This is a genomic window from Agrobacterium sp. Ap1 (genome assembly GCF_017313375.1).
GTDB classification, from domain to species: Bacteria; Pseudomonadota; Alphaproteobacteria; order Rhizobiales; family Rhizobiaceae; genus Neorhizobium; species Neorhizobium cellulosilyticum.
Genome location: NZ_JAFLMY010000014.1, coordinates 63,944 through 90,840, shown reverse-complemented (window position 1 = coordinate 90,840; position 26,897 = coordinate 63,944). Strand labels below are relative to the sequence as shown.

The following is a 26,897-nucleotide window of genomic DNA, read 5'->3' as shown; positions in this document are numbered from 1 at the left end:
ATGGATTTCGAGGCATTTTTCAAAAGCGAACTGGACGGACTGCATCAGGAAGGCCGTTACCGCGTGTTCGCCGATCTCGAACGACAGCGTGGAAGTTTCCCGCGAGCGACGCACCACACGCCTGATGGCACCAAGGATGTGACCGTCTGGTGTTCCAACGACTACCTCGGTATGGGCCAGCATCCGGCCGTGATCGCGGCCATGCATGAAGCCATCGATCACTGTGGCGCGGGTGCGGGAGGCACCCGGAATATTTCTGGCACCAACCACTACCACGTTCTTCTCGAGCGCGAGCTCGCAGATCTGCACGGCAAGGAAGCCGGCCTGATCTTCAATTCCGGCTATATGTCGAACTGGGCGACGCTCGGCGTCCTTGGCCAGAAAATCCCTGGTCTCATCATCTTCTCCGACGCGCTGAACCACGCTTCGATGATCGAAGGCATCCGCCACGGCAAGTGCGAGCGGGTGATCTGGAAGCATAACGATCTCGTCGACCTGGAAGCCAAGCTTGCGGCGGCCGATCCGAAGGCACCGAAGATGATCGCGTTCGAAAGCGTCTATTCGATGGACGGCGATATCGCGCCGATCAAGGAAATCTGCGATCTCGCCGACAAATACGGCGCGATGACTTATCTGGATGAAGTTCATGCGGTGGGCATGTACGGCCCGCGCGGTGGCGGTATTGCCGAGCGCGAAGGCCTGATGGATCGTGTGACGATTATCGAGGGCACGCTTGCCAAGGCATTCGGCGTGATGGGCGGTTATATCACAGCGTCGGCGGCACTTTGCGATTTTGTCCGTTCGTTCGCTTCCGGCTTCATCTTCACGACATCCTTGCCTCCGGCTCTTGCTGCCGGTGCGATCGCCTCGATCAAGCATCTGAAGGTCAGCCAGATGGAGCGTGCGCGCCATCAGGAGCGTGTCCGCAAGCTGCGCAGCATGCTCGACGCCAAGGGCATTCCGCATATGCCGAACCCCAGCCATATCGTGCCGGTCATGGTCGGCGATGCAGCGAAGTGCAAGTGGATTTCGGACCTGTTGATGGATAACTGCAATATCTATGTGCAGCCGATCAACTATCCAACCGTGCCGCGCAAGACCGAGCGTTTGCGCATCACGCCGACGCCGCTACATTCAGATGCCGATCTTGAGCATCTGGTCGCCTCGCTGCATCAGCTCTGGTCACGCTGCGCGCTGGCGCGGCATGTGGCTTGATCCAAAAATTCTGAGTTAAAGAAAAATGGCCGCTTATGCGGCCATTTCCTTTTGGGCAATTGCTTCAGCAGCACGACGTCGGGCTTCCGCGTCGGCAGCAAAGACGTCGTCCATGGTGATGGCGGAACCGTAGCCGACCATGTCTTCCATCACGTCCTCGGCGATATCCGCCATCTGCAGGAAGCCGATACGCTTTTCCAGGAAGGCGTTGAAGGCGGTTTCTTCCGCCGCATTCATCACCGCACCCTGCACGCCGCCGCGATCCATGGCGGTGCGCGCAAGCCGCAATGCCGGAAAACGCGTCTCGTCCGGTGCTTCGAAGTCCAGCCGCGCCAGCTTGGCGAAATCCAGTCGTTCGACATCGAGCTTCGGGCGATCCGGATAGGTCAGTGCGTAACCGATGGCGGTGCGCATGTCGGGGCAACCGAGTTGGGCAAGCACGGATCCATCGGTGTAGCCGACCATGGAATGAATGATCGACTGCGGATGAACGATCACCTCGATCTGGTCAGGGCGGACATTGAAGAGGTGTTTGGCCTCGATCATTTCCAGCGCCTTGTTGAACATCGAGGCGCTGCCGATCGAGATCTTCAGGCCCATCGACCAGTTGGGATGGGCGCGCGCAACATCGGCGGTCACATTCGCCATCTGCTCGCGGCTCCAGGTGCGGAAAGGCCCGCCGGATGCGGTGAGCACGATCCGCTCGACTGCGTGACGCTGATCATCCTCCAGCGACTGGAAGATTGCGCTATGTTCGCTGTCGACCGGAATGAGCTTGCCGCCGCCATCCGCGACTGCCTTGACGAAGAGTTCGCCGGCGGAAACCAGGCATTCCTTGTTGGCAAGCGCGATATCTGCGCCGCGTTCGGCGGCAGCTACCGTCGGCGCGAGGCCGGCGGTGCCGACGATCGCAGCCATGACCCAATCGGACGGGCGCTGGCCTGCTTCCACCAGTGCCGCGCGGCCGGCAGCAACCTCGATGCCGGTGCCGGCAAGCGCATCCTTCAGCGTCGCATATTGTTTGTCGTCGGCCGTGACGGCGAGGCGGGCGCCGAACGTCACGGCCTGTTCTGCGAGCAGCGTGACATTGCTGTTGCCCGTGATTGCGACGATGTCGAACGCATCCCGTCCACCCAGCCGCGCTACCACGTCGAGCGTGTTGACGCCGATCGAGCCAGTCGACCCGAGAATGCTGATGCGGCGTCTATCCATGTCTGCCATGCCGTTTCCATATTCACTGTTGCCGTTGGTCTACAAGTGAACGATGGCGGCCACAAGACCGCTTGCGATGCGGCAGATGTGATCTGATACGACTTGATCCGGCGGCTGATCGGAGCGAAATGGAGCGATGAGCGAAATCGTGAAGATCAAGACGACCTGTGTCATTGCCGGTGCCGGCCCTGCCGGGCTGATGCTCGGATTTCTGCTGGCGCGGGCCGGGGTCGATGTCATTGTTGTGGAAAAACATGCGGATTTTCTGCGGGATTTTCGTGGTGACACAATCCATCCCTCGACGCTCGAAGTGATCGATCAGCTCGGCCTGATAGACGCATTTCTCGCCCTGCCGCATACGCGGGCTGAAAAGCTCTCGGCCGAGATGGGAGGAAAGACGATCACGATTGCGGATTTTTCCCGCCTGCCGGTGAAAAACCGTTTCATCGCCTTCATGCCGCAATGGGATTTTCTGAATTTCCTGGCGGCATCCGCGCAAGGGCTTCCCAATTTCCGGTTGATCATGAATGCCGAGATTACCCGCGTCGTCGAAGATGGTAGCAGGGTCTCGGGCGTTGTTGCCCGAACGGCAGAAGGCGACATTCAAATTGAGAGTGATCTTGTCGTCGGTGCGGATGGCCGTAATTCCGTCGTTCGCGCCAAAGCTGGGCTGCGTGTCGAAAATTTCGGCGTGCCGAGTGAAGTCGTCTGGATGAAGCTTTCAAAACAGGATGGCGATCCCAACGAGGTCATGGGCCATGCAGGCCCAAGGCAGGGATTCGTCCTGATTGATCGCGGTGACTACTGGCAATGCGGTTATGTCGTCCGTCGGACGACATTCGCTCAAATCTGTGATCATGGCATCGAGGCTTTCCGAAAGATGGTGGCGGATGTCTCGCCTCTTCCGGCATCGCGCATGGATGAAATACGGTCATTTTCCGATACGAGCCTTCTGACGGTGCGGATCGATCGCCTCAGGCAGTGGTGGCGGTCGGGATTGATCTGCATTGGAGATGCGGCGCATGCCATGTCGCCGATCGGCGGGGTGGGCGTGAACCTCGCCATCCAGGATGCCGTTGCGGCAGCAAATATCCTCTCGCGCCCGCTTCGCGAAGGCAGGCTTGCTGATGCGGATCTCGCGGCCGTCGAAAAACGCCGCAGCTTTCCCACCCGAGCGACGCAGAAGTTGCAGTTAATGATGCGCAGCAGCCGGCGGGCGGATCAGGCGAATGAGCACAAGCGCAAAGGCCCACCCGGCTTCATTCGCGGGATCGCCCGATGGCCGGTGCTTGCGCATCTTTCCGGCCGGTTGATCGGCCTCGGCTTCAGGATGGAGCGGGTCAGGGAGCCGCGTCCCACACGATAAGGCTTATCCGCGCGGGTATCGGGCTTATTTCGAATTGCAACCTTTGCGATCCGGATTCGTTGACGACTATGACGAAGCCGAGGGTTGGCCGTGTTTCTTGTTCGCCGGGTGCTGGTAGTTCTGATTGTTGGAGGCTGCGCCCTGCTGTTTTCTCAGGCGCCGGAATTCGCCCAGCAATATCGGTACCGTCTCGCGAGTGCGATAGACGAGCTTACAACCGCTATCCAGATTTTCGACGAACAGGCGAATCATGCCGGCCTCGACCGGCAAACGGCACTGAATATTTACGCCTCCTCGAACGAGAGCTCTCTGCATCAGCAGGTTGATGCAATGCGGCGAAGTGTAGCGCGATATCAGTTGCTTTCGGACCAACTTGAAGATCTTGCCGCTGCCTCTTCTGTCTTGAGGCCTGTGGTGATCACAAGGCAGCCAGATCACAGAATTTTAAGCGATGCCTGGCGGGGCTTCATGCCGTCTTTGCCAGTCAGTTTAGCCGGAGTGATATGGTGCGGAGCTGGTGTCTTGATCGGCATGCTCTGTGTGGCGAGCGTCGGTGCGCTGTTTGGCACGGCGGCAAGGTTTCGTCGTGAGGCCCGGTCGAAAGCCTTTTCCCGCATCAAGGGTAAAGCGCTGCAGTAATCCGCGCTTCCGTGCCTTCAGCATTCCAGCCTGCGGTTGATTAGCATCAAGGTGACATCCTTTAGGTGCGTCAAAATAGCTCGGCTGTCATCTGATCAACAATGAACGTGCAGACGGTGCGGACGAAGCGAATGGGCTACAAGATCGGCACACTCAGCCCCAGAGACGTCTTGCGTGCCTATGCACTGATTGAGCGAGCCATGCCGGGAGTCGATCTGGAGCAGTGGACAGCGCTCACGGCCACGACATCGTTGTGCCGCTGCTGGTTCATCGTCAAGGACAGCATGGGTTATATCCGGGGCATAGCCTATGTTGCCGTCAGAGGTGAGGGGGATCTGCGACGCCAGGTCGAAGTCCCGCTCTTTGTATCGGTGAGCCTTGTCGACAACAGACAGGTGCTGGGCCTACTTTTTTCAGCTGTCAGAAATTTTGCGATCAAGGAAAAATGCCGAACGATCCACATATGGACTGCCCTGCCTCCGGATTGGTCCGTACTGACCGGCTTTCTGGAGCGCGGACCGTGGGACCATGGGCTGATTTGCGGCGTCGATGACGACGTCCCGCTGGATTATCCTATCTTGCCGGTGAAAATGTAGCCCACGCCGCGGATCGCTTTGATGAACTGGGGATGTTTGACATCCGCCTCGATCTTTCGTCGAAGCCTGACAATCTGGGCGTCGATCGTGCGGTCGAACGCCTCAAGCTGTCGGCCGCGTGTCATGTCCATGAGGAAGTCACGCGTCAGCACACGTCCTGCGTGGTTGAGGAACGCTGCGAGCATGTCGAATTCGCCGGTCGTCAGTTCAATTTCGGCCCCAGCAGGATCGAGCAGCTGCCGCCGAGAGATGTTAAGGGCCCAGCCTTCGAAGCGGATGACCTGATCCTCTTCCTGCACAACCCGCGGTGTGGCTGGCTGCCGCCGCCTCAATATGGATTTTAGGCGGGCATGGACTTCTCTCAAATGAAAAGGTTTTGCGATATAATCATCGGCGCCGATCTCGATGCCGATGATGCGATCGACAACGTCGTCGCGGCCCGTCAGCATCATGATCGGCACGTCGGATTTCGCACGGATATCGCGCGCAAGGTCGAGGCCGTCGCGTCCACCCGGAAGAGAGAGATCGAGCAGCACGGCGTCGATACTATTTTGACGCATCGCAACGTTCATCTCGACGCCATCGGGTACGGTCGTAACCCGATAGCCTTCACCTTCGAAATATCGGGAAAGCATCTGGCGGATACGAGGATCGTCATCGACGACGAGGATGTGTGCCGCATGGGCTGGGTCAATAGACATTAAAACTAGCCGGGCTGTTACAAACTGTTACCAATTCGAACCGTCTTTTACGGCTGTAGCATTCGCGTGTTACTGCCGACAGGTCAACTACCCCTATCAAACGACGGGGTTAATACCATGCTTCTCACCAGCTATAATCGCGAACGCACAGCAGCAACTCTTCTTCATGAAGCAGAGCCGGAAACGCTCAATGGTCTGTTCTCGCGGCAGCCGGTCGAGTTTATTCACCCCGGCCAGTCGATCTTCTTCGAGGGCGACGAAGCAAAGCACGTCTTCGAGGTCGTCGAAGGCGCATTGCGCATCTTCCGGATCATTTCGGACGGTCGCCGGGTCATCACCGGTTTTGTTTTCGACGGTGATCTTCTCGGGGTGTCGCTGAAGCGCAATTACCTCTACAGCGCCGAAGCGATTGTCGGGACAAAGGTTCGCCGGCTGACCAGAAAGAATTTCGAAGCAGCCGTACAAGATTCGGAAGAACTGCGCCCGCAGGTGTTCGAACGGGTTTGTGATGAAATGGCCGCTGCCCAGGACCAGATGGTATTGCTTTCGTGCAAGAGCGCTGAGGAACGCCTCTGCACATTCCTGCTGAAGCACCTTCGCAGGGCGGCGGCCAAGAGCGACGTCCAGTCGATGGTGCAGCTGCCGATGACACGCCAGGACATGGCGGACTATCTCGGCCTGACGATCGAGACCGTCTCGCGTACGATCACCAAACTTAGCACCAAGGGTGTTCTGGGCTGCGTAGGCCGTCATTCGGTGAAGGTCATCAAGCCGATGTTGCTTGCACAATTGGCTGGAGACGACGATGAATACGGCTGGGGAGATGCAGGTGCAGCCGAAGATCGGCGCCACCACTAAGCCGCAGCGCAGCCAGGATATTTGATGCCACACAAGATAAGAAACACTCTCACGACCCAGGCTGAACTGGATGCGGTTCTTCACCTTCTGGACGATGCCAATGTCATCGTCCACGGGAGTGACGGTATCATCACCCGGTGGAGCTCGGGCTGTGAGGCGCTCTATGGCTGGTCGCGTGAGGAGGCGGTTGGCCAGTCCGTTCACCAGTTGCTGCAGACGCGCTTTCCCAAGCCGCTCGATGAAATCAGGCAGCAGCTCGCATCGGAGTATTCCTGGCAGGGAGAGCTGGAGCACCGCACACGCGACGGCCTTGCGGTTTTCGTTGCGACGCGTCTGGTTGCCGTCTCCCTGTCGGTCGACGGAGCGCCCATAATCATCCAGACCAACAACGATGTGACCGCGATGAAAAGGGTACAGACCGATCTGGCAGAAAGGGAAGCGCATCTGCGCTCGATCCTCGACACCGTTCCGGAATCCACGATCGTCATCGACGATAGAGGGACGGTCACTTCGTTCAGCGCCGCCGCAGAGCGGCTGTTCGGTTACAGCGCTTCGGAAGTCTGTGGCCAGAATGTCAGAATGCTGATGCCCAATCCCGATCGCGATGCTCATGACGGTTACATTTCCAACTATATGGAAACGGGGGAGCGGCGTATCATAGGTTACGGCCGTGTGGTAACCGGGCTTCGCAAGGACGGCACGACCTTCCCGATGGAACTGGCGGTTGGCGAAGCGCGCACTGGCGGCAAGCGCATCTTTACCGGTTTCATCCGCGATCTCACCAGCCGCCAGAAGATCGAGGAGGAGCTTCGCCAATCGCAGAAGATGGAAGCGATCGGCCAGCTGACCGGCGGTCTTGCGCATGACTTCAACAATCTCCTGACAGTTATCAGCGGCAATCTTGAGATGATGGAATACAAGCTCGAAGATCCCAACCTTCGTGTCCTGTTGCAGGAGGCCCAGGCGGCTGCGGATGACGGCGCGAAGCTGACCGGCCAATTGCTGGCCTTCGGGCGACGCCAGCCGCTCAACAACAAGCTGGTGGATGTCGGGCAGCTCGTCTCGAGCTTCTCCGAGCTGATGCGCCGCACGCTGGGCGAGGCGATCGAATTCAGGACGATCATCGCAGGTGCGCCGAACGAGGCGCTTGTCGATGCGTCGCAACTGCAGAACGCCATCCTCAATCTCGTCATCAATGCGCGTGATGCGATGCCGCGTGGCGGCAAGCTGACGGTCGAGATTTCCCGGATCAAGCTCGATGTCGATTATGCGCAGATGTATTCCAACATGCGGACAGGCGAGTTCATTCTGGTTGCCGTTACCGATACCGGAACGGGCATGACGCCGGAGGTGAAGGAAAAAGCCTTCGAGCCGTTCTTCACCACAAAGGGTGTGAGCGCCGGCACGGGGCTTGGCCTCAGCATGGTCTATGGCTTCGTCAAGCAGTCGGGCGGCAATATCCAGCTCTACAGCGAGCCAGGGCAGGGGACGTCGGTGAGGATGTTCCTGCCCGCCGCAAAGAAGAAAGTCGATCGTGAAAATCTTCATGCCGTGGTGCATCAGACGCACAGCCCGCTTCCCGGTGGACCGGAGAAAATTCTGGTAGTCGAGGATGATCCGCGAGTGCGCCGTGTCACGGTCTCACGTCTGACGAGCTTCGGCTACGAGGTCATCGAGGCCGAGAACGGCAGTCAGGCGCTTTCCCAGCTCGATCGCCATCAGGATATCGCGCTTCTGTTTACCGACGTGGTGATGCCGGGTGGTATGACGGGTGATGAACTGGCCAATCGCGTCCGTTCGGAAAAACCGCATATCCCGGTTTTGTTCACCTCTGGTTACGCAGAGCCGGCGATTGCGGGCCGGGAACTTGCCCTGTCGGGAAGCTGGCTGAAGAAGCCCTATACCGCGCGAGAGCTTGCCGTTCGGATTCGCGAGCTACTGGACTGATGATCAGCTGATCGTAAGTTTGCAGGCTCGAGTCCAGTTGATCCGGTTTAGCTGCGTCCGCGGTGGCGATTGAGGCCATTTTTCGGCCATTTTGTGCCTGGCCGCCTTTGTTTCAAAAGGAGGCAGGAGCAAGCCTTGCTCTTGTGTAAAACCGGCGCAAATTAACGAACCGTTAAGCTGCTGCGCACAAGGTCCCACCCATGACTATGTAGTTTTGGAGTTGGTCATGCGCATCAGTGGCGGCGTTGTGCTTCTTGTTATCCCGATCATCGCGATCCTGCTTTTCGGCGTGTCCGTCTCCTGGACGCGTCTTCAATCGGTCGACCGGACGTTTACAAGTTCGATCGGTCCGCAAAGCGACATGCCGCAGCCGGCGCGGCCTTGAGGGCGGCGTTGTCGATAAGATTTTGTGGAAGTGGTGATCCCAGATGGATTCGAACCATCGGCCTCAGGATTAGGAATCCTGCGCTCTATCCTACTGAGCTATGGGACCACTTGCGCTCATCCATACAAAAGCCGTCCGGATTAGCCAAGCCTTTTTCCGGCGATCATTCCGATAGCCGTTTCTCCGCGAGTTTTACCCAATAGGAAATGCCGTAGGCGATCGATTCGTCGTCGAAATCGTATTTCGGGTTGTGAAGCGGGGCAGTGTCGCCGTTGCCGATGAAGATGAAGGCGCCGGGGCGCTGTTTCAGCATGAAGGCAAAGTCCTCGCCGGCCATGGTCGGGTCGACATTCGCATCGACATTGGCGGCCCCCACCACGCCGGTCGCCACCTCGATCGCGTGGTCGGTTTCCAGGTCGTGATTGAAGGTGACCGGGCACTGCCGGTAATATTCGATATCCGCCGTTGCGCCATGGGCGCTCACCAGTCCGTCGACGATCTGCTTTATCCGGTTTTGCGCCAGATCGCGTGTATCCTCGCTCAGGGTGCGGACCGTGCCCATGATCGTTGCCGTGTCGGGGATGATGTTATGGGAGGTTCCGGCGTCGAAACGCGTCACCGAAATCACCACCGACTGGACCGGGTCGGCATTGCGGGCGGCAATCGCCTGCAGGCTGCCGACAAGCTGGGAGCCGATGAAGATCGGGTCGATAGTCTTGTGCGGTTGGGCGGCGTGGCCGCCGCGTCCGGTAATGGTGATGGTGAAGCGGTCGGGGGCTGCCATGATGCCGCCCTTGCGGATGGCGAACTGGCCGACAGGAATTCCCGGCATGTTGTGCATGCCATAAACTTCCTCGATACCGAAGCGGTCCATCAGCCCGTCTTCGACCATGGCCAGCGCACCGGCGCCGCCTTCTTCGGCAGGCTGGAAGATGACGGCAACGCTGCCGTTGAAATTACGGGTCTCGGAGAGATATTTTGCGGCACCCAAAAGCATCGACGTGTGGCCGTCATGGCCGCAGGCATGCATCTTGCCCGGGGCGGTCGATGCATAATTCTTGCCGGTCATTTCCGTCAGCGGGAGCGCGTCCATGTCGGCGCGCATGCCGATCGTGCGCGTGCCTTCACCCCTGCCGCGAATAATGCCGACAACGCCGGTGCGGCCGATGCCTGTTGCGACCTCGTCAACGCCGAATTCGCGCAGCTTTTCCGCCACGAAGGCCGCAGTATTGTGAACATCATAGAGAATTTCGGGATGCTGATGAAGAAATCGTCGCCAGCCGGTCACTTCGCCCTGAAGTTCGGCAGCGCGGTTCAATATGGGCATAATATCTCTTTCCTGAACGTCCAGAGCATTTCCGGCGAAGGTGCTGATGCCGTCAATGCTCCTCCTTTTGTTTTCCGCCGCCGCGGCCGCAAAACCCTCTCGCATTCCTGCCCGATGCGATCCGGCTTCACGTGGTTATGTTCACCCTCCGTCTTGCATAGTGCGCCGGGTGATTGACGTAATCAATCTTCTTTGCCATTGCTTCGACATATAGGCCATCTAATGGCCCCACTCGTTAACATTCGGACGAGGACGATCTTGCCGCACCTAAATATTCGCCACCGCACCGCCAGACGGCTTGCCTGCCTCGTGACGGCATTCGGAGTTTTCGCCTCCGCCAATGCTGCGCTCGCCAACCCGCGCATGATCATCGATGCCAATACGGGCCGCGTGATCGCGCATCAGGATGCTTTCCGGAAATGGTACCCGGCTTCGCTGACAAAGCTTATGACGGCCTATGTCACGTTCCGGGCGCTGAAGAGCGGTCGCCTGTCGCTGGACAGCACGGTGACGATGAGCAAATTCGCCACTGATCAGCCGGCCAGCAAGATGTATTTCCGGCCCGGCTCGCAGCTGACCATGGACAATGCGCTGAAGATCATGCTGGTGAAGTCCGCCAATGATATGGCTGTTGCTGTGGCGGAGACCGTCGGCGGCTCTACCGATCAGTTCGTGGCGATGATGAATGCCGAGGCGCAGCGGCTCGGCATGTCCTCGTCGCATTTCATCAATCCGCACGGATTGCCGGGCAAGGGACAATATACGACGGCCCGTGACCTCGGCATCCTTGCGATGCAGATCAAACGGGAATTCCCGCAATATTCGACCTATTTCACCATCGAAGGCATCGATACCGGCAAGAAGCAGTATCCGAACTTCAACACGCTGATCGGCCGTTTCGACGGTGCCGACGGGATGAAGACCGGTTTCATCTGTGCCGCCGGTTTCAACCAGGTGTCTTCGGCCACCCGCAACGGGCGCACGGTGATCTCGGTCGTGCTCGGGGCTGACAGCCTTGCGGGCCGTGCGGACGATTCCGCCAATCTGCTGCAGCAGGGCCTGACCACGACGGGCAGCCAGGGCACACCGCTGGCGTCGCTCGCGCCTTATGGCGATACGGCCGTGGTCAACGACCTCACCCAGGACATCTGCAATCCGAAAGCAGCAAAAGTTCGCAGCGAAACGCGCGACGATGCAGGCCGGACGATCATGCACTCGCCCTATCTTCACGAAATGACGCATCCGCCGGCCTATGTGTTTGCCGGCCTGATCCCGGGAACAGAACCGGTCGAAACGAAGATCGGCGAAAAAACCTACGCCAATATCCCGATCCCGGTACCGCGTCCGACATTCTGATTGGAACAGCATATGGCCCTCGGTCAGGACCGCATCCCGGTCTCCATCATCACCGGTTTTCTCGGTGCCGGAAAATCGACCTTGCTCAACAGGATGCTTCGCGATCCTGCAGCCAAGGATATCGCCGTCATCATCAACGAGTTCGGCGAGGTCGGGATCGACAACCTGCTCGTCGAAGCCTCCGGCGATTCGATGATCGAACTGTCGAACGGTTGCCTGTGCTGCACTGTACGCGGTGAGCTGGTCGATACGCTTGCCTCGATGATCGATGCGATCCAGACCGGCCGCGCCGAGCCGATCACGCGGGTCGTTATCGAAACCACCGGCCTTGCCGATCCAGCGCCGGTGATGCAGTCGGTAATGGGCAATCCGGTGATCGCCCAGAATTTCGAGCTTGAGGGCGTGGTGACGGTCGTCGATGCGGTCAACGGACTTGCGACGCTCGGTTCGCATCCGGAAGCGGTGAAGCAGGTGGCGGTTGCCGATCGGCTGATCGTTTCCAAGCAGACGCTGGCGGATGCCGGACAGCTCTCGGCCTTGCGTGCTCGGCTTGCCTCGCTCAATCCGCGTGCGCCGGTGTCCGATGGTGACGATGATTCGGTGAGCAGCCTCTCGATGCTGGCAAACGGGCTTTATAATCCATCGTCGAAAATTGCGGATGTGGATCGCTGGCTGCGCGACGAGATTGCTGCGGATCAGCATGAGCATCACCATCATGGCTACGATCATGATGGTGGATGCGACTGCGGACATGACCATGGACACGATCATCATCACCACGCACACGACCATGGGCACCACCATCATCATGACGTGAACCGCCATGGCGACGATATAAGGTCGTTTTCGATCGTGCATGACCGGCCGATCGATCCGATGGCGATCGATATGTTCGTCGATCTTCTGAGATCGGCGCATGGCGAGAAGCTTTTGCGGATGAAGGCGGTGGTAAAGCTGTCGGACAATCCGGAGCGGCCGCTGGTTCTGCATGGCGTGCAGGCGATCTTCCATCCGCCGCAGCGTTTGCCGCGCTGGCCGGAGGGTTCCGACCAAAAGACCCGGATGGTGTTGATCACCAAGGGGCTGACGGAGGAATTCGTCGCCGATCTTTTCGCGGCGTTTACCGGCGAACCGCGTCTCGACCGTCCGGACCGGGCGGCGCTGGAAGACAATCCGCTGGCCGTGCCCGGCTTCAGCCGATAACAGAGATACCCTTGCGAATGATGAAGCGGTGGCCTTCTGCCGTCTTCTCGCTGTCCACGAGTTCGTGACCTTCCTGGCTGCAGAAATGCGGGATATCGATGCCGGCGAGCGGATCGGTGGTCTCCACGACGAGGCGGTCGCCGTCATGAAGTGCTTTCAGCCGGCGACGGGTCTTCAGCACCGGCAGAGGGCATTTCAGCCCCCTGAGGTCATAGATCACGTCTATCGGCGAGGTCACTGCTTGTCCCAGAACTTCCAGAAAGGCTTCTTGGCTTCGCTGACCGGTGCCGCGGGCGCTGCATAGGCGAGCGGGTTTTGTTCGGGAACAGGCACGGCGGTCGTCTTGCCTTCGGCTGTCTGGATCGTCGGCACTGTCGTGCTGGCGACGGTTGCTCCTGTCGCAGACGGAATTGCACCGGTCGATGCCGGCAGGCGGCCCTGTTTCATTCGTTCGGTGACGGTTGCCGTCTGCGGAGCGGCAGAAAGCGAAGCAAGCTGGGTCGATGCAGGCTTCGGCTGGCCAGCAGCCATGCGCTTCTGCATCATTTCCTGGAATTCCGACTGGCTCATCAGCTTGCCGGCTTCGAGCGAGGTTCCGGTCGGCGCGTAGGCAAGTTCGCGGCCCTTGCGCTTTTCAGCAACCACTGCCTTGCGTTCGGCTTCGCTCGGTTCGTACCAGACCTTCTTTCCAAGCTTGTCGACGGCCTTTTCGAAGGCGAGATCGTAGGTCTTGTTGTAGGAGGAAAGAGCTGAAACCAGTGCTGGCGGCGTCGACATGTCCGGGCAGGCAGCGGCTGCGCTGAGCGGCCCTTTGGCCTCCTGGTTGAAGACGTATTTCTTGCCGCAGACCGCCACTTCCGGCGGGCGCTTGGTGACTTCGAAATTGTCGTAGCCGACCTTGACCATCTTCCAGAAGTCGCTGTGCTCGCTATCGCGATGGCGCGCCATGTTTTCCGCCGTCATGCGGAAGGGTAGGGCCTGCAGCTGCACGGAGGTCTGGCCGCCCTTGAAGGCGTCGCGGGCAAAGGCGTAGATTTCGAGGATCTGCTCGTCGGTCATCGAATAACAACCCGACGACGAGCAGGCGCCGTGGATCATCAGGTTCGTACCGTTGCGTCCGTTGGCTGCGTCATAGCGGTTGGGGAAGCCGGTGTTGATCGCGAGATAATATTGCGAATTCGGGTTCAGGTGCGCCGGCGTCAGGCTGTAGAAGCCTTCGGGCGCCTGGCGGTCGCCTTCCTTGATCTTCGGGCCGAGCTTTCCCGACCACGCGCAGATGTCGTAGCTCTTGATGATGTCGAAGCGGTTGTCCGCCTTCGCCTTCCAGATCTCCAGCTTACCCTCTTCCTTGAGGATGCGGATCATGATCGGCGAATTGCGCGGCATGTTCTTCGCCTGCATGTCGGCGACGATCTTTGCCGGCAAGGGCTGCTCGACCTTGTTCTTGACCTTGGAAATATCGACGCTGGTCGCGGAATCAAGGGTGTCGTTGCAGCCTGTGAGAGCTGTTGCAACCAGAAGAGCGAGGGCGATGTGCTTCAAACGCATCGGAACGGACCACATATCTAGTTCGGCATCAAACCGGGGGCAGAGGCGTGCGATAATAATACGGTAAGCTTTACATTTTCTTAACCGCTCAAAATCGCCTGTCCAGCAAAACCCTCAGCGCACCACTGTTATGATCAATGTGGCCGAAATTGGCAACCTTCCATAAAGAAGGCGGCAATCAGAGGTTCCGGCCGATTTCCAGGAATTTCTGGCGGCGTGCGTTGCGGACTTCTTCGCCCGAGAGCTTCGAAAGGTCTGTCAGAGCCGACGAAATGACCTTGCCGGCTGCATCCATGACCGTCTTCGGCTCGCGATGCGCGCCGCCATTCGGCTCCGGAATGATCTCGTCGATGATGCCGAGGCCCTTCAAGTCCTGCGCGGTGATCTTCATATTGGTGGCCGCTTCGCGGGCGCGGGTCGAATCGCGCCAGAGAATTGAGGCTGCACCTTCTGGCGAAATGACCGAATAGATCGAATGTTCGAGCATGTAGACGCGGTTGCCGGTAGCGATCGCGATTGCGCCGCCCGAGCCGCCTTCGCCGATGACGATCGAGATCATCGGAACTTTCAGGCCAAGGCACATTTCCGTCGAACGGGCGATAGCTTCCGCCTGGCCGCGCTCTTCCGCGCCAACGCCCGGATAGGCACCGGCCGTGTCGACAAGGCTGATAACGGGAAGGCCGAAACGGTCGGCCATTTCCATGATACGGATCGCCTTGCGGTATCCTTCGGGACGCGGGCTGCCGAAATTGTGCTTCAGGCGAGTCTTGGTGTCGCTGCCTTTTTCCTGGCCGATCAGGGCGACCGGAATGCCGTTGAAGCGAGCAAGGCCTGCCTGGATGGCGGCGTCCTCGCCGAAATTGCGGTCACCGGCGAGCGGCGTGAACTCGGTGAACAGATGCGCCGCGTAATCGACGAAATGCGGGCGCTGCGGATGACGTGCAACTTGAGTCTTTTCCCAGGCGCCGAGCTTGGAATAGATCTCGCGGGTGGCTTCCTTGACGCGCGCCTCGAGCCTGGTGATTTCGTCCGACGTGTCGATGCTCTCGTCTTCGGTCGCGAGCTTCTTCAGCTCGTGAATCTTGCCCTCGAGGTCCGAGATAGGCTTTTCGAAATCGAGATAAGTCTGCATCAGATCCGGTTTCCCGTTGTTTTCCCATGGGAACGTAGAGCTCCCATTTTTCATTTGGGGCTTCTAATCCCGGTTTTTGGCTTCTTTTGCAAGGGGGTGATGTGTTTCCACCAGTTGACGAAGCCTTTCTTCCAGCACATGCGTATATATCTGAGTGGTCGAAATGTCTGAATGTCCAAGCAGTTCCTGTACCACGCGCAGGTCTGCGCCATGCGCCAAAAGATGGCTGGCAAAGGCGTGGCGCATGACATGCGGCGATATGGACGCGGCCTTTATGCCGGCCCTTGCCGCCAATCCCTTGAGGTCGCGGGCAAAGACCTGGCGCGGTAAGTAACCCGCGCTGCCATGCGAGGGGAACAGCCACGGGCTGGGCTCGCCATCGGTTTCCGCCGCCTTCTTCGCTTCGCCGTAGGATTTCAGTGCTGCGATCGAAGATCGCGACAGCGGAACGAGCCGTTCCTTGTTGCCCTTTCCGCGGATCATTAGAAAACGCCCGTCCTGTTCGAGCACTTTCAGCGGCAGGGAGACGAGTTCGCTGACGCGCATGCCGGTTGCGTAGAGCAGTTCCAGCAGCGCCAGCATGCGCAGGCGGTTGAGGCGATCCTTTGCGGGTTCGGCCGCTTCCAGTGCTGCGCGTTCCAGAAGCCGGGTGACATCCGCCTCGCTCAGGTTTTTCGGCAGGGCGCGCTGTTTCTTCGGTGCATCGAGCACTGCGGTCGGATCGTCGCCGCGCAGGCCTTCCGCATAAAGAAACTTGTAGAACTGGCGCATGGCGGAAAGCCTGCGCGCCTGAGAGGAGGGCGCAAAGGCGCGTTTTCCCAGATTGGCAAGATAGGCTGACAGGTTTTTGCTTTCGGCCAGAAGCGGCGTGGTCTTGTGGGAAATCAGGAAATCATAGAGGTCGTCCAGATCCCGTCGGTAGCTTTGAAGCGTGTTTTCGGCAGCGCCCCGTTCTGCGCTCAACATTTCCAGAAAAGCTTCTATATGGGCAGCGGACAGATCTCGCATGAGAATGGCCTCGCCTATTGCTGCGCGGGCGGGTTGAGCCGTTCGGAGGGGACCCTGATGGTGATTTCGCGGTCTTTCGGCTCGACCAGCACCACGAGCGCGACCATGCTGCCATAGATCACGCCGGCAATGGCAGCCAGGATCAACAGGAAGCGGAAGAGAGTGGGCATGAAAAGGCTCCGTATCGTTACGGCGCACTATAGCCCGAATGGTTTACAGATCGACAAGAACTGCATCTGCTGCGTGATCTTGGGGGATCTGGTCGCGTGCGTGGCTTGACGCTGAATGAACATTTGTTGATACCGTTTTTGCGAACGGACGGCATCATGAGTGAAGAACTAACAGTCGAGCGACAGACATTACGGGACCAGGCTCGCGAAGCGCTCGGCGACCGCAACCTGATTTTTGTCGGCCTGATGGGTGCGGGCAAGTCGGTTATCGGCCGTCTGGTCGCCCAGACGCTCGGAATTCCGTTTGTCGATACCGACGCGGAAATCGAGTCCGTTTCCAGGATGACGATCGCGGAACTGTTTTCACAATATGGTGAGACGGAGTTCCGGGCGCTGGAAACGCGGGTGGTCGAACGGCTGCTGAAACAGGGGCCGCGGGTCGTATCCACAGGCGGTGGCGCCTTCATCAATGAAGCGACCCGCGCCCAGATCAAACAGGGCGGCCTGTCGATCTGGCTGAATGCCGATCTCGATACATTGTGGGACCGGGTCAGCCGGCGAGACCACCGTCCGCTGCTTAAAACCGAAAATCCAAGGCAGACGCTGGAGAACCTGATGATCCAGCGTTACCCGATTTATGCCGAGGCCGATCTGACGGTGATGTCGGTGAATATTCGCAAGGAATTGATGGCCAACGCGGTTCTGGAGGCAATTACCGGTTTGGCTCAATCCGGTGTGGTCCAGTCCGATCCGGCCCAACAAGGTGATACAGAATGACAGTGCAGTCCCGATCCCCCGAACGCCTTGTGCATGTGCCGCTCGGAGACCGGGCCTACGATATCCTGATCGGTCCGGGATTGCTGGCCCGTGCCGGCGGCGAGATCACCTCGCGGCTCAAAGGGCGCAAGGCTGCGATCATCACCGACGAACATGTCGCCCCGCTCTATCTCGAAGCCCTGATGGATGCGCTGCAGACCGACGGTATCGAAGCCGTGTCGCTGACGCTGCCTGCCGGGGAGAAGACCAAGAGCTTCGATCATCTGGCAACCGTCTGTGACATGGTGCTCGCGGCCCGCATCGAGCGCAATGACGCGGTGATCGCGCTCGGCGGCGGCGTGATCGGCGACCTTGCCGGTTTTGCCGCCGGTATCGTGCGCCGCGGCGTGCGCTTTGTGCAGATCCCGACCTCGCTTCTGTCGCAGGTCGACAGTTCCGTCGGCGGTAAGACCGGCGTCAACTCACGCCATGGCAAGAACCTGCTCGGCGTGTTCCACCAGCCGGATCTGGTTCTGGCCGATACATCCATTCTCGATACGCTGTCGCCGCGCGAATTCCGCGCCGGTTATGCGGAAGTTGCGAAATACGGGCTGATCGACAACCCGGCCTTTTTCGAATGGCTGGAAAAGAACTGGAAACAAGTGTTCGAGGGCGGCCCGGAGCGGATCGAGGCAATTGCCGTCAGCTGCCAGTCCAAGGCCGATGTCGTCGTCGAGGACGAACGCGAGATGGGCCGTCGCGCGCTGCTCAATCTCGGCCATACATTCGGGCATGCGCTGGAAGCGGCCACGCAGTATGACAGCGCAAGGCTGGTGCATGGCGAAGGTGTGGCGATCGGCATGGTTCTGGCGCATGAATTCTCCGCCCGCCTCAATCTCGCAAGCCCGGATGACGCAAAGCGCGTCGAGGCGCATCTGAAGGCTGTCGGCCTGCCGACCAGGATGAGTGAGATTCCGGGTGATCTGCCGGGTGCGGACGTGCTTCTCGGTGCGATCATGCAGGATAAGAAGGTGAAGGGCGGCAAGCTGACCTTCATCCTTACCCGCGGCATCGGCCAGTCGTTTGTCGCTGACGATGTTCCATCTTCGGAAGTCCTGAGCTTCCTGAAAGAAAAGCTCGCAAAATGACAGCGTCAGGCGGCCTCCTTTCGCGCAGCATAAACGCGGTCATCCGTGGGCTGATGCGTGCGACCGGGACGTCGCTCAACGGCCAAACGCTGACACTCTGTGGTCATGACGAACTGCATGCCGCGCTCGATGCCATGCATCGGGAGGGCAATTTCGGCGCCGAGGACCGCGACCGGCTGAGCGAATTGTTCGATCTTACCGAACTTGAAGTTTCCGACGTGATGCGCCACCGCATGGCCATGGTCGCCGTCAATGCGGATGACCCGGCGGACGTGATCGTGCGCACGGTGCTCGAAAGCCCCTATACCCGCATGCCGGTGTGGCGCAATTCGACGGAAAACATCATCGGCGTGGTGCATGCCAAGGACCTGCTGCGCGCGCTCCTGGAGCCGGATACGACGCCTGCCGATGTCGATATTTTGAAAATCATGCAGAAGCCGTGGTTCGTGCCCGACAGCACCAGCCTCAAGGACCAGCTTGCGGCCTTCCTGAAGCGAAAGGTGCATTTCGCCGTCGTCGTCGACGAATATGGCGAGGTGCAGGGCATCGTCACGCTGGAAGACATCATGGAAGAGATCGTCGGCGACATTGCCGATGAACACGATGTCGAGATCCAGGGCGTGCGCAAGGAAGCCAACGGTTCGATTGTGGTCGAAGGCTCGGTGCCGATCCGCGACCTCAACCGCGCGCTCGGGTGGGATTTGCCGGATGGCGATGCGACGACGATCGCGGGCCTCGTCATCAACTCATCCATGCTCATTCCCGAAGAACGGCAGGCGTTTACCTTCTACGGCAAGCGCTTCATCGTGATGAAGCGGGAGAAGAACCGGATCACCCGGCTGAGGATCAGGCCGGCGGACGATGCGGTGCCGGTCGCGGAGTAGTCCGGCTCGGGCGGCGTGTGCAATGCCGACAAATGATCACAAAAGCTTAGCTCAATCTTTAGTTTTGTAACCTAACGCCGGCACTACCGTATGTTTAAGGTATTGCCATGAGTATCGTGACATTGGAGCAGGTAGAGGCCCAGATCGCGCATCGTTTCGCGCTTCTGCGTTTCGAGCCGGAAATCGAATTGCTGTTCAGGCAGGATTATGTCGCGGAGCGCAATCGCCTCATCGGCATCTGGGCCGTGATCGGTCTTTTTATCTATGATCTGGTCTATTTCGGCGATCGGGCCATGATCCCCGACGTATTGACCGAAGTGACGGCGCTCAGACTTCTCGTGTTCACGCCCGCCGTCATCGCATGTGCTCTCGTGGTGCGCCGTTGGCCGAGTTCACGTCTTTATGATGCCTTGAGCGTGCTTGTTGCCGTGCTCGGCGTCAGCCTGCCGATGGCGGCTGCTGTCGGTAGCCAGAGTTCCTATCTTCTGATCTATCAGAACTACAATGCCGCGGCGTTCCTGTTTTTCGTTATCGCCCTGCGGCCCCTGTTTCCCGCCATGTTGGCGGCTGGTGCTGATGTGTGTCTCGCATCTTTCCGCGGCCTATCTGACGGGCGCGTTCGACGCCGTTACCTTTGGCGGCATCGTCACGTTTTACCTGATGCTGTCGATATTCCTTGCCGCTGCCGCCTATTTTCTGGAGCGCACTGACCGGCGGAATTTCCTCAATCAGCTACGTGCCGGCCTGCTTTATCGACGGCTGGAGGTCAATGCCGAGCGGGATGAGCTAACCGGGCTTCTGAACCGTCGGTCGCTGGCGCGTATAGGGCGCGAAATCTGGAATACGGGTCGGCAACTGGAGCCGCCGGTCGTTTCCGCAATCCTGCTCGACATCGATCATTTCAAGCGGTTCAACGATCTCTACGGCCACATGGACGGAGATGCCTGCATCCGAACTGTTTCGCAGCATATCTGTGCAACCGTGGGCAGGGTGAACTCCGTCTTCCGCTTTGGTGGAGAAGAGATGCTGGTTTTGTTGCCGGGGCAGGGGGCCCTGCAGGCCTTGGCCATGGCTGAAAAAATCCGCAGGGCGATAGAAGAATTAGCCATTCCACATGGCAAGTCGGATCATGGTGTCGTGACCGCAAGCCTCGGTGTCGCTTCCGCCATGCCCGTGCAGACAGCGATCGAAAAGCTTCTCCAGAGGGCTGACGAAGCGCTTTACGAGGCCAAGCACCGTGGGCGCAACATGGTCGTTATCTCGGAAGAGCCGCAGGTCGCGGCTTAGTCAGATACGGTGCGATCTATGAGCAACTCTTCATGGCGATCGAGGTGCCGCAGCCATTTTCGTTCGATGGCGGCTTCGATATCTATATCGTTGGCGCGCAGATAGAGGACGAACTGGCCGAAGAGGTCTGCCGCTTCGTTTTCCAGTGCCTCGCGGGTTCCGCCTGATCCATCGGCATTCGGTTTGGATCGGCCGTTCAGCAGGAGATGCTCGGCGGTCAGTTCGCCGAGTTCCTCCGTCAGCTTGAGCAGATACCAATCGGGATCGCGTGGAATGTTGTGCGCCTGTGCGTGCAGTTCTCCGACACGACCGATGCGTTCACTCAATTCGGAAAATGTAGCGCTCATTTCTGCCGCTCCCCAGCCATAGCCGATCGTACCTTTGGCCATGATCTAAGCAGCAACTTGTGACAGGGATGCAGCGTATCTTGGCGTTTCGCCTTCCGATCCCTATCTAAACCCCATCACCAGCGTGTCGGTTCTCCCGGTGCTGCGGCCTCCACCGCGAGCGCGTGAAGACCGGCGTCCAGTTCAGGTTTCAAAAGAGCGTTTACCGTGCGGTGCCGGTCGATCCGGCTCATTCCTGAAAAGGCGGCTGCGACGATACGCACACGCATATGTGTCTCGCCGTCTCCATCCATGCCCGGCTGGTGGCCGGCATGCTGATGGCTTTCGTTGATCACATCTAGCCTTTCGGGCGCGAGATTCTCGCGGAGCGTGGCTTCTATGCGGGCTATGACTGACATTTTTAGGCTCCGGTGGTCGGCGCAAGAGGGTGATCCAGAAACCAGCAACAAACCGCTTTGTCAATTCTTGTTCGGCCCCGTCTTGGGCCCCATAATGTGTGCCTCATGAAACTCGACTCCAAATATTTCGACCGGATCCGGACGCGCCGGAAAAGGCAGCAAGATGCCCCGCCGCAGGCCCCGACCTGCCAGTGGGACGGCTGTGACAAGCCGGGCGTGCACAAGGCGCCGGTCGGTCGCAATGCCGAAAACCAGTTCTTCATCTTCTGCTTCGAGCATGTGAAGGAATACAACAAGGGCTACAATTATTTCTCCGGCCTGTCGGATGGCGAAATCGCGCGCTACCAGAAGGAAGCGATCACGGGTCACCGCCCGACATGGAAGGTCGGCGTCAACAAGGACGCCAAGGACGGGCCGATCCATTCGTCGTCACGCTCTGGTTCCGCCTATACGCAGCAGCGTTTCAAGGATCCGTTCGGCTTCGTTGCACAGGCGCGTGCCGGAGGTGGTGGCGGGCGATACGAAACGCAGGGGCGCAAGCTGAAGACGCTGGAGGCCAAGGCTTTCAATACGATGGAACTTGGCGCCAACGCCACCTCGACCGAGATCAAGACCCGTTACAAGGAATTGGTGAAAAAACACCATCCTGATGCCAATGGTGGTGATCGCGGGTCAGAGGAACGTTTTCGTGCCGTGGTGCAAGCATATCAGTTGTTGAAGCAGGCGGGTTTCTGCTAAGCCTCAAAAATCAAGGCAGCGTGATTGATGGCCGGGCGGTTGCCCGTGCCCTGGAGTTATGATGAGCAAGATTGACCTGGATATTACCAACCTCCCCGACACGACGGTTTCGGTTCGGGAAGTTTTCGGCATCGATACCGATCTGATGGTGCCCGCCTACAGCAATGGCGACCCTTACGTGCCGGACCTCGACCCGGACTATCTCTTCGATCGCGACACGACGCTCGCCATTCTTGCAGGCTTTGCCCATAACCGACGCGTCATGGTTTCCGGCTTCCACGGCACCGGTAAATCCACCCATATCGAGCAGGTTGCTGCCCGCCTCAACTGGCCGTGCGTACGTATCAACCTCGACAGCCATGTCAGCCGTATCGATCTCGTCGGCAAGGATGCGATCGTTCTGAAAGACGGCAAACAGATCACCGAATTCAAGGACGGCATCCTGCCCTGGGCCTACCAGCACAATGTCGCGCTCGTCTTCGACGAATACGATGCCGGCCGCCCGGACGTGATGTTCGTTATCCAGCGTGTGCTGGAATCGTCGGGTCGTCTGACATTGCTCGACCAGAGCCGCGTCATCCGTCCTCACCCCGCCTTCCGTATTTTTGCGACGGCCAACACTGTTGGCTTGGGCGATACGACCGGCCTTTATCACGGCACGCAGCAGATCAACCAGGCGCAGATGGACCGCTGGTCTATCGTGACCACGCTGAACTATCTGCCGCATGAGAAGGAAGTCGATATCGTTGCCGCCAAGGTAAAATCGTTCGGCGCGACCAAGGAAGGCCGCGAAACGGTTTCCAAGATGGTTCGCGTTGCCGATCTCACCCGTTCGGCCTTTATCAACGGCGACCTGTCGACAGTCATGAGCCCGCGTACCGTCATCACCTGGGCCGAAAATGCCGAGATTTTCGGTGACGTGGCCTTCGCCTTCCGCATTACCTTCCTCAACAAGTGCGATGAGCTGGAACGGACCCTGGTGGCCGAGCAGTACCAGCGCGCCTTCGGTGTCGAGCTGAAGGAAAGCGCCGCCAACATCGTATTGGGAGCATAAGGCAGGGGAAGCCAAACCTATGGCAGGTCGCGGAGACAATTCCAAAGGCAAGCCCGCCGGTCCGGTCGATACCGAACCGATGCGGCGGGCGATAACCGGCTGTGTGCGGTCGATTGCCGGTAGCCAGGAGGTGGAGGTTTCCTTCGCCAATGAGCGTCCGGGACTGGCCGGCGAGCGTATTCGCCTGCCGGAAATTTCCAAGCGACCGACGGCGCACGAGCTTGCGGTAACGCGCGGCCTTGGCGATTCCATGGCTCTCCGGATCGCCTGCCACGACAGCAATGTCCACGCGACGCTTTCGCCGCAAGGGTCTGATGCCCGTGCGATTTTCGATGCCGTCGAGCAGGCGCGCGTCGAATCGATCGGCGCATTGCGAATGGCCGGCGTCGCCGCCAACCTCAATTCGATGCAGGAAGAGAAATACGCCAAGGCGAATTTTTCCGGCATCGAGCGGCAGGAAGAGGCGCCGATCGGCGAGGCGGTCGCCATGCTGGTGCGCGAAAAGCTGACCGGCCAGAAGCCGCCGGAAAGCGCCGGCAAGGTGCTCGATCTCTGGCGTCCTTTCATCGAGCAGAATACTTCCAGCGATCTCGATAACCTGAAAAATGTGATCGAGGACCAGCAGGCATTCGCCAAGCTTGTCCGCCACATGCTTTCTTCCATGCAGATGGCCGAGGATCTGGACGGCGACGAGAACGAGCCGGAAGAGATCGAGAACCAGTCGGAAGAGGATCAGCCGAGCAGCGGCGAGACCGAAAACGAAGAGGTCGAGGAAGAGGCCGGCTCCGACGCAGCGCCCGCCGAGCAGAGCGAAGCTGCCGACGAGGAGATGGACGAAGGCGAGATGGACGGCGCGGAAATGTCGGACGACGAAATGTCCGATGAGGCCGACGACCATTCCGAAACGCCCGGCGAAACCCGCCGCCCCAACAGCCCGTTCGACGATTTCAACGAGAAGGTGGATTATCACATCTTCACGCAGGAATTCGATGAGGAGATCACGGCGGAAGAGCTTTGCGACGAGGCGGAACTCGATCGGCTCAGAGCTTTCCTCGACAAGCAGCTTGCTCACCTGCAGGGTGCCGTCGGTCGTTTGGCGAACCGCCTGCAGCGCCGCTTGATGGCGCAGCAGAACCGCTCCTGGGATTTCGACCTGGAAGAAGGTTACCTCGATCCGGCCCGGCTGGTGCGTCTGATCATCGACCCGATGCAGCCGCTCTCCTTCAAGAAGGAGCGCGACACGCAGTTCCGCGATACGGTTGTCACTCTTGTGATCGACAATTCCGGCTCTATGCGTGGGCGGCCGATCACGGTTGCGGCTTCCTGCGCCGATATTCTGGCGCGCACGCTGGAGCGTTGCGGCGTCAAGGTCGAGATCCTCGGCTTCACCACCAAGGCGTGGAAGGGCGGCCAGAGCCGCGAGAACTGGCTTGCCAGCGGCAAGCCGGCTTCGCCCGGCCGCCTCAACGACCTGCGCCATATCATCTACAAGTCGGCGGATGCGCCGTGGCGTCGTTCGCGCCGCAATCTCGGCCTGATGATGCGCGAGGGCCTGCTGAAGGAAAACATCGACGGCGAAGCGCTGATGTGGGCGCATAACCGGCTGATCAACCGGCCGGAACAGCGCAAGATCCTGATGATGATCTCGGATGGTGCACCGGTCGACGATTCGACCCTGTCGGTCAATCCGGGCAATTATCTGGAGCGGCACCTGCGCGCCGTCATCGAGCAAGTCGAAACCAAGTCTCCGGTGGAGCTGCTGGCGATCGGTATCGGCCATGATGTGACGCGCTATTATCGCAATGCCGTGACGATCGTCGATGCCGACGAGCTTGCCGGTGCGATGACCGAGCAGCTGGCGGAACTGTTTGCCGACAAGTCGGCGGGTGGCCGCCCGGCTCGTGCCGGCCGTATGCGCCGGGCTGGCTGACTTAGTTGTCGAAGCTTTCGCACCTTCTTCTGACCGGTGTCGTCCTTGCGATGATGCCGGCCATGTCATTTGCGCAGGATGCTGCGCGGGTGACGGCAAAGCCGATCTTGCAATTCAAGCCGAACTCCAATCAGACGAAGTTCGGACCGCTGGAGTTTCTTGGCGGTATCGAGTTCAGCTCTGATGATGGCCGCGTCCAGTCGCTTTCCAGTATTCGTTTTCGGCCGGATGGCACGCATTTCATTTCCGTTCTCGATACGGGCGAATGGCTGACCGGGCAGATAATGCGGGACGCGTCGGGGAGGCTCTCCGGGCTTTCCGAAGTCGCTGTTAGCCCTATCCTGATGCGCAACGGGCAGGCGGGGTCCAAATCCGCCTCGGATGCCGAAGGGCTGGCGCTGCGGGATGGCGAGGCATTTGTCAGCTTCGAGCAGCAGCATCGGGTCGATGCCTATCCGGATCCCGGTTTCGAGACCTCGAAGCCCTCGCGCAACGTCAATTTCCTCATTCCGCGGCAGGAGCTTCGGCGCAATGCCGGGATCGAAACACTGGTTGCGTCTCCGGCTTCCAGTCCGCTTGCCGGCGGGCTTGTGGCGATTGCGGAGAGCAGCCGGGATGCGGCGGGCAATCTGCTTGCGGCGATCGTAGACGGGCCGCTGAAGGGGCAATTCACCGTCGTGCGCCACGACCCCTATGATGCGACGGACGGTGCCTTCCTGCCGGACGGCGATCTTCTGCTGCTGGAGCGCCGCTTCAGCTTCATTGGCGGGATGGGAATGAAAATCAGGCGGATCAAGGGCGCGGATATCCGTCCGGGCGCCGTGGTCGATGGCGAGGTGTTGATCGATGTCGGGGCAGATCATTCGATCGACAACATGGAAGGCATCGACGTGGTGGCAGGGCCGGATGGCAGCTCACATGTCATTATCATCTCGGATGACAACGGACTTTTTCTCCAGCGCAATCTGATGCTGGAGTTCAAAATCAGCCAATAAAAAAGGGAGCCGAGGCTCCCTTTGATGTTTCAGGCCGTCTTTGCCGCCACATGCGGCATCGGCTTCAGCACGTTCATCAGCGCGCCATAGGGCAGAAGCAGGACGACGCCGACGACGACCTTGACCACGAGGTCGCCGAGTGCCCAGGAGATCCAGCGCGGCGCTTCCGTGGACATGACGCCGAGGATAGGGGCGGGAGCCGTGGCGAAATCGAAATTCGGGCCGATGACGGCGAAGACCGGTGCAAAAGCGATCGAGAAGAACAGGACCGTGTCGATCACGGTGCCGATCATCGAGGCGGCAAGCGGTGCCTTCCACCAGGTCTTTCGGCGCAGTTCGTTGAAGACCGAGATATCGAGAAGCTGGCCAATCAGGAAAGCGGTGCCCGACGCGATCGCGATGCGCGGTTCGGATAGCCAGAAGGAAAGCGCCACGCCGACGACAAAGCCGACGAACACGATGCGACGGGCAATCGCCGGACCGAACTGGCGGTTGGCAAGGTCGGTGACGAGGAAAGCGACGGGATAGGTGAATGCGCCCCAGGTGAGGATATCGCCGAGAGCGATGCCCCACAGAGTTCCGGTCAGGTGAAACTGGACGAGGATATTGGAGGCGACCACGATGGCTGCCATCGCGAGCGAATAGATAAGGGTATAGCGTGCTACTTGCATTTTTTTATCCTGGGGTATGCCACCAG

At 59.3% G+C, this 26,897-nt stretch carries 28 protein-coding genes, 1 tRNA gene and 1 pseudogene; 18 read left to right on the top strand and 12 right to left on the bottom strand.

Annotated elements, in window-relative coordinates; translation table 11 throughout:
• The gene (hemA, locus tag JZX87_RS22525) at positions 1-1,215 is read left to right on the top strand and encodes a 5-aminolevulinate synthase (RefSeq protein ID WP_206828133.1); all 1,215 of its coding nucleotides are present in this window, start codon (positions 1-3) and stop codon (positions 1,213-1,215) included.
• A gap of 33 nt (positions 1,216-1,248) precedes the next feature.
• Here the strand turns inward: hemA and dxr are convergent, their stop codons facing one another.
• On the bottom strand, positions 1,249-2,436 hold the full coding sequence (dxr, locus tag JZX87_RS22520; RefSeq protein ID WP_206828132.1) for a 1-deoxy-D-xylulose-5-phosphate reductoisomerase: 1,188 nt from the start codon (positions 2,434-2,436) through the stop codon (positions 1,249-1,251).
• 127 nt (positions 2,437-2,563) lie between these two features.
• Here dxr and JZX87_RS22515 point away from each other — a divergent pair, with 127 nt between their 5' ends.
• The 3 genes from JZX87_RS22515 (at position 2,564) to JZX87_RS22505 (ending at position 5,028) form a co-directional block, all read left to right on the top strand.
• Positions 2,564-3,793, top strand: coding sequence for an FAD-dependent oxidoreductase (locus JZX87_RS22515; RefSeq protein ID WP_206828131.1), 1,230 nt, complete (start codon positions 2,564-2,566; stop codon positions 3,791-3,793).
• A gap of 90 nt (positions 3,794-3,883) precedes the next feature.
• Complete coding sequence (locus tag JZX87_RS22510; protein WP_353654238.1) at positions 3,884-4,432, top strand: DUF2937 family protein; 549 nt, start codon at positions 3,884-3,886, stop codon at positions 4,430-4,432.
• A gap of 131 nt (positions 4,433-4,563) precedes the next feature.
• A complete protein-coding gene (locus JZX87_RS22505; RefSeq protein ID WP_206828129.1) occupies positions 4,564-5,028 on the top strand; it encodes a hypothetical protein in 465 nt (154 codons plus the stop codon).
• On the opposite strand, the gene JZX87_RS22500 is transcribed toward JZX87_RS22505, so the two are convergent.
• The gene (locus tag JZX87_RS22500; RefSeq protein ID WP_148148196.1) at positions 5,001-5,729 is read right to left on the bottom strand and encodes a response regulator; all 729 of its coding nucleotides are present in this window, start codon (positions 5,727-5,729) and stop codon (positions 5,001-5,003) included. The genes JZX87_RS22505 and JZX87_RS22500 overlap by 28 nt on opposite strands.
• A gap of 117 nt (positions 5,730-5,846) precedes the next feature.
• Here JZX87_RS22500 and JZX87_RS22495 point away from each other — a divergent pair, with 117 nt between their 5' ends.
• The 3 genes from JZX87_RS22495 (at position 5,847) to JZX87_RS22485 (ending at position 8,919) form a co-directional block, all read left to right on the top strand.
• The gene (locus JZX87_RS22495; RefSeq protein WP_148148197.1) at positions 5,847-6,587 is read left to right on the top strand and encodes a helix-turn-helix domain-containing protein; all 741 of its coding nucleotides are present in this window, start codon (positions 5,847-5,849) and stop codon (positions 6,585-6,587) included.
• Between the two features lie 24 nt (positions 6,588-6,611).
• Positions 6,612-8,534: a hybrid sensor histidine kinase/response regulator gene (locus JZX87_RS22490; protein ID WP_206828128.1), complete on the top strand. Its 1,923-nt coding sequence runs from the start codon at positions 6,612-6,614 to the stop codon at positions 8,532-8,534.
• A gap of 226 nt (positions 8,535-8,760) precedes the next feature.
• Entirely contained in the window at positions 8,761-8,919 is a 159-nt protein-coding gene (locus tag JZX87_RS22485; RefSeq protein WP_183686332.1) for a hypothetical protein, read from the top strand.
• A gap of 31 nt (positions 8,920-8,950) precedes the next feature.
• Here JZX87_RS22485 and JZX87_RS22480 read toward each other — a convergent pair.
• A tRNA-Arg gene (locus tag JZX87_RS22480) sits at positions 8,951-9,027 on the bottom strand.
• Between the two features lie 55 nt (positions 9,028-9,082).
• On the bottom strand, positions 9,083-10,246 hold the full coding sequence (locus JZX87_RS22475) for a M20 aminoacylase family protein (RefSeq protein ID WP_206828127.1): 1,164 nt from the start codon (positions 10,244-10,246) through the stop codon (positions 9,083-9,085).
• 258 nt (positions 10,247-10,504) lie between these two features.
• On the opposite strand from JZX87_RS22475, the gene JZX87_RS22470 reads away from it, so the two are divergent.
• Both JZX87_RS22470 and JZX87_RS22465 read left to right on the top strand, forming a co-directional pair.
• Positions 10,505-11,602 (top strand): D-alanyl-D-alanine carboxypeptidase family protein, encoded by a 1,098-nt coding sequence (locus tag JZX87_RS22470; RefSeq protein ID WP_286195004.1) that lies wholly within the window; start codon positions 10,505-10,507, stop codon positions 11,600-11,602.
• Between the two features lie 12 nt (positions 11,603-11,614).
• Positions 11,615-12,805: a CobW family GTP-binding protein gene (locus JZX87_RS22465; protein ID WP_206828126.1), complete on the top strand. Its 1,191-nt coding sequence runs from the start codon at positions 11,615-11,617 to the stop codon at positions 12,803-12,805.
• On the opposite strand, the gene JZX87_RS22460 is transcribed toward JZX87_RS22465, so the two are convergent.
• The 5 genes from JZX87_RS22460 to JZX87_RS22440 form a co-directional block, all read right to left on the bottom strand.
• On the bottom strand, positions 12,795-13,043 hold the full coding sequence (locus JZX87_RS22460; protein ID WP_353654236.1) for a sulfurtransferase TusA family protein: 249 nt from the start codon (positions 13,041-13,043) through the stop codon (positions 12,795-12,797). The two genes, JZX87_RS22465 and JZX87_RS22460, sit on opposite strands and share 11 nt — an antisense overlap.
• Positions 13,040-14,353, bottom strand: a complete 1,314-nt coding sequence (locus JZX87_RS22455) for a L,D-transpeptidase family protein (protein WP_206828125.1) — start codon at positions 14,351-14,353, stop codon at positions 13,040-13,042. Before JZX87_RS22455 ends, JZX87_RS22460 begins: the two co-directional genes overlap by 4 nt.
• 178 nt (positions 14,354-14,531) lie before the next feature.
• Positions 14,532-15,485, bottom strand: coding sequence for an acetyl-CoA carboxylase carboxyltransferase subunit alpha (locus JZX87_RS22450; protein ID WP_183828296.1), 954 nt, complete (start codon positions 15,483-15,485; stop codon positions 14,532-14,534).
• A 63-nt stretch (positions 15,486-15,548) separates the two neighbouring features.
• Positions 15,549-16,493 (bottom strand): site-specific tyrosine recombinase XerD, encoded by a 945-nt coding sequence (gene xerD, locus JZX87_RS22445; RefSeq protein WP_183828293.1) that lies wholly within the window; start codon positions 16,491-16,493, stop codon positions 15,549-15,551.
• A 14-nt stretch (positions 16,494-16,507) separates the two neighbouring features.
• Complete coding sequence (locus tag JZX87_RS22440; RefSeq protein ID WP_206828124.1) at positions 16,508-16,663, bottom strand: hypothetical protein; 156 nt, start codon at positions 16,661-16,663, stop codon at positions 16,508-16,510.
• A 156-nt stretch (positions 16,664-16,819) separates the two neighbouring features.
• Here JZX87_RS22440 and JZX87_RS22435 point away from each other — a divergent pair, with 156 nt between their 5' ends.
• The 5 genes and pseudogenes from JZX87_RS22435 (at position 16,820) to JZX87_RS31445 (ending at position 20,738) form a co-directional block, all read left to right on the top strand.
• Complete coding sequence (locus JZX87_RS22435; protein ID WP_148148205.1) at positions 16,820-17,440, top strand: shikimate kinase; 621 nt, start codon at positions 16,820-16,822, stop codon at positions 17,438-17,440.
• Positions 17,437-18,567, top strand: coding sequence for a 3-dehydroquinate synthase (gene aroB / locus JZX87_RS22430; RefSeq protein ID WP_206828122.1), 1,131 nt, complete (start codon positions 17,437-17,439; stop codon positions 18,565-18,567). Before JZX87_RS22435 ends, aroB begins: the two co-directional genes overlap by 4 nt.
• Before the next feature lie 11 nt (positions 18,568-18,578).
• Positions 18,579-19,451: pseudogene (locus JZX87_RS22425) on the top strand (CBS domain-containing protein); the annotation flags it as partial.
• 107 nt (positions 19,452-19,558) lie between these two features.
• A complete protein-coding gene (locus JZX87_RS31450) occupies positions 19,559-20,161 on the top strand; it encodes a hypothetical protein (protein ID WP_286195003.1) in 603 nt (200 codons plus the stop codon).
• A complete protein-coding gene (locus JZX87_RS31445; RefSeq protein WP_286195009.1) occupies positions 20,112-20,738 on the top strand; it encodes a GGDEF domain-containing protein in 627 nt (208 codons plus the stop codon). The genes JZX87_RS31450 and JZX87_RS31445 overlap by 50 nt, the downstream gene beginning before the upstream one ends.
• On the opposite strand, the gene JZX87_RS22415 is transcribed toward JZX87_RS31445, so the two are convergent.
• On the bottom strand, positions 20,735-21,085 hold the full coding sequence (locus JZX87_RS22415) for a nucleoside triphosphate pyrophosphohydrolase family protein (RefSeq protein ID WP_286195002.1): 351 nt from the start codon (positions 21,083-21,085) through the stop codon (positions 20,735-20,737). The two genes, JZX87_RS31445 and JZX87_RS22415, sit on opposite strands and share 4 nt — an antisense overlap.
• A gap of 116 nt (positions 21,086-21,201) precedes the next feature.
• Complete coding sequence (locus JZX87_RS22410) at positions 21,202-21,483, bottom strand: BolA family protein (protein ID WP_206828121.1); 282 nt, start codon at positions 21,481-21,483, stop codon at positions 21,202-21,204.
• A gap of 105 nt (positions 21,484-21,588) precedes the next feature.
• Here JZX87_RS22410 and JZX87_RS22405 point away from each other — a divergent pair, with 105 nt between their 5' ends.
• From JZX87_RS22405 to JZX87_RS22390, 4 genes are all read left to right on the top strand, one after another.
• Complete coding sequence (locus JZX87_RS22405; protein ID WP_206828120.1) at positions 21,589-22,221, top strand: J domain-containing protein; 633 nt, start codon at positions 21,589-21,591, stop codon at positions 22,219-22,221.
• A 61-nt stretch (positions 22,222-22,282) separates the two neighbouring features.
• A complete protein-coding gene (cobS, locus tag JZX87_RS22400; protein ID WP_112509309.1) occupies positions 22,283-23,275 on the top strand; it encodes a cobaltochelatase subunit CobS in 993 nt (330 codons plus the stop codon).
• Between the two features lie 19 nt (positions 23,276-23,294).
• Entirely contained in the window at positions 23,295-25,205 is a 1,911-nt protein-coding gene (cobT, locus tag JZX87_RS22395; RefSeq protein ID WP_206828119.1) for a cobaltochelatase subunit CobT, read from the top strand.
• A 50-nt stretch (positions 25,206-25,255) separates the two neighbouring features.
• Positions 25,256-26,200, top strand: coding sequence for an esterase-like activity of phytase family protein (locus JZX87_RS22390; RefSeq protein ID WP_206828180.1), 945 nt, complete (start codon positions 25,256-25,258; stop codon positions 26,198-26,200).
• Between the two features lie 29 nt (positions 26,201-26,229).
• On the opposite strand, the gene JZX87_RS22385 is transcribed toward JZX87_RS22390, so the two are convergent.
• Positions 26,230-26,871 (bottom strand): queuosine precursor transporter, encoded by a 642-nt coding sequence (locus JZX87_RS22385; RefSeq protein ID WP_206828118.1) that lies wholly within the window; start codon positions 26,869-26,871, stop codon positions 26,230-26,232.
• Positions 26,872-26,897 lie beyond the last annotated feature (26 nt).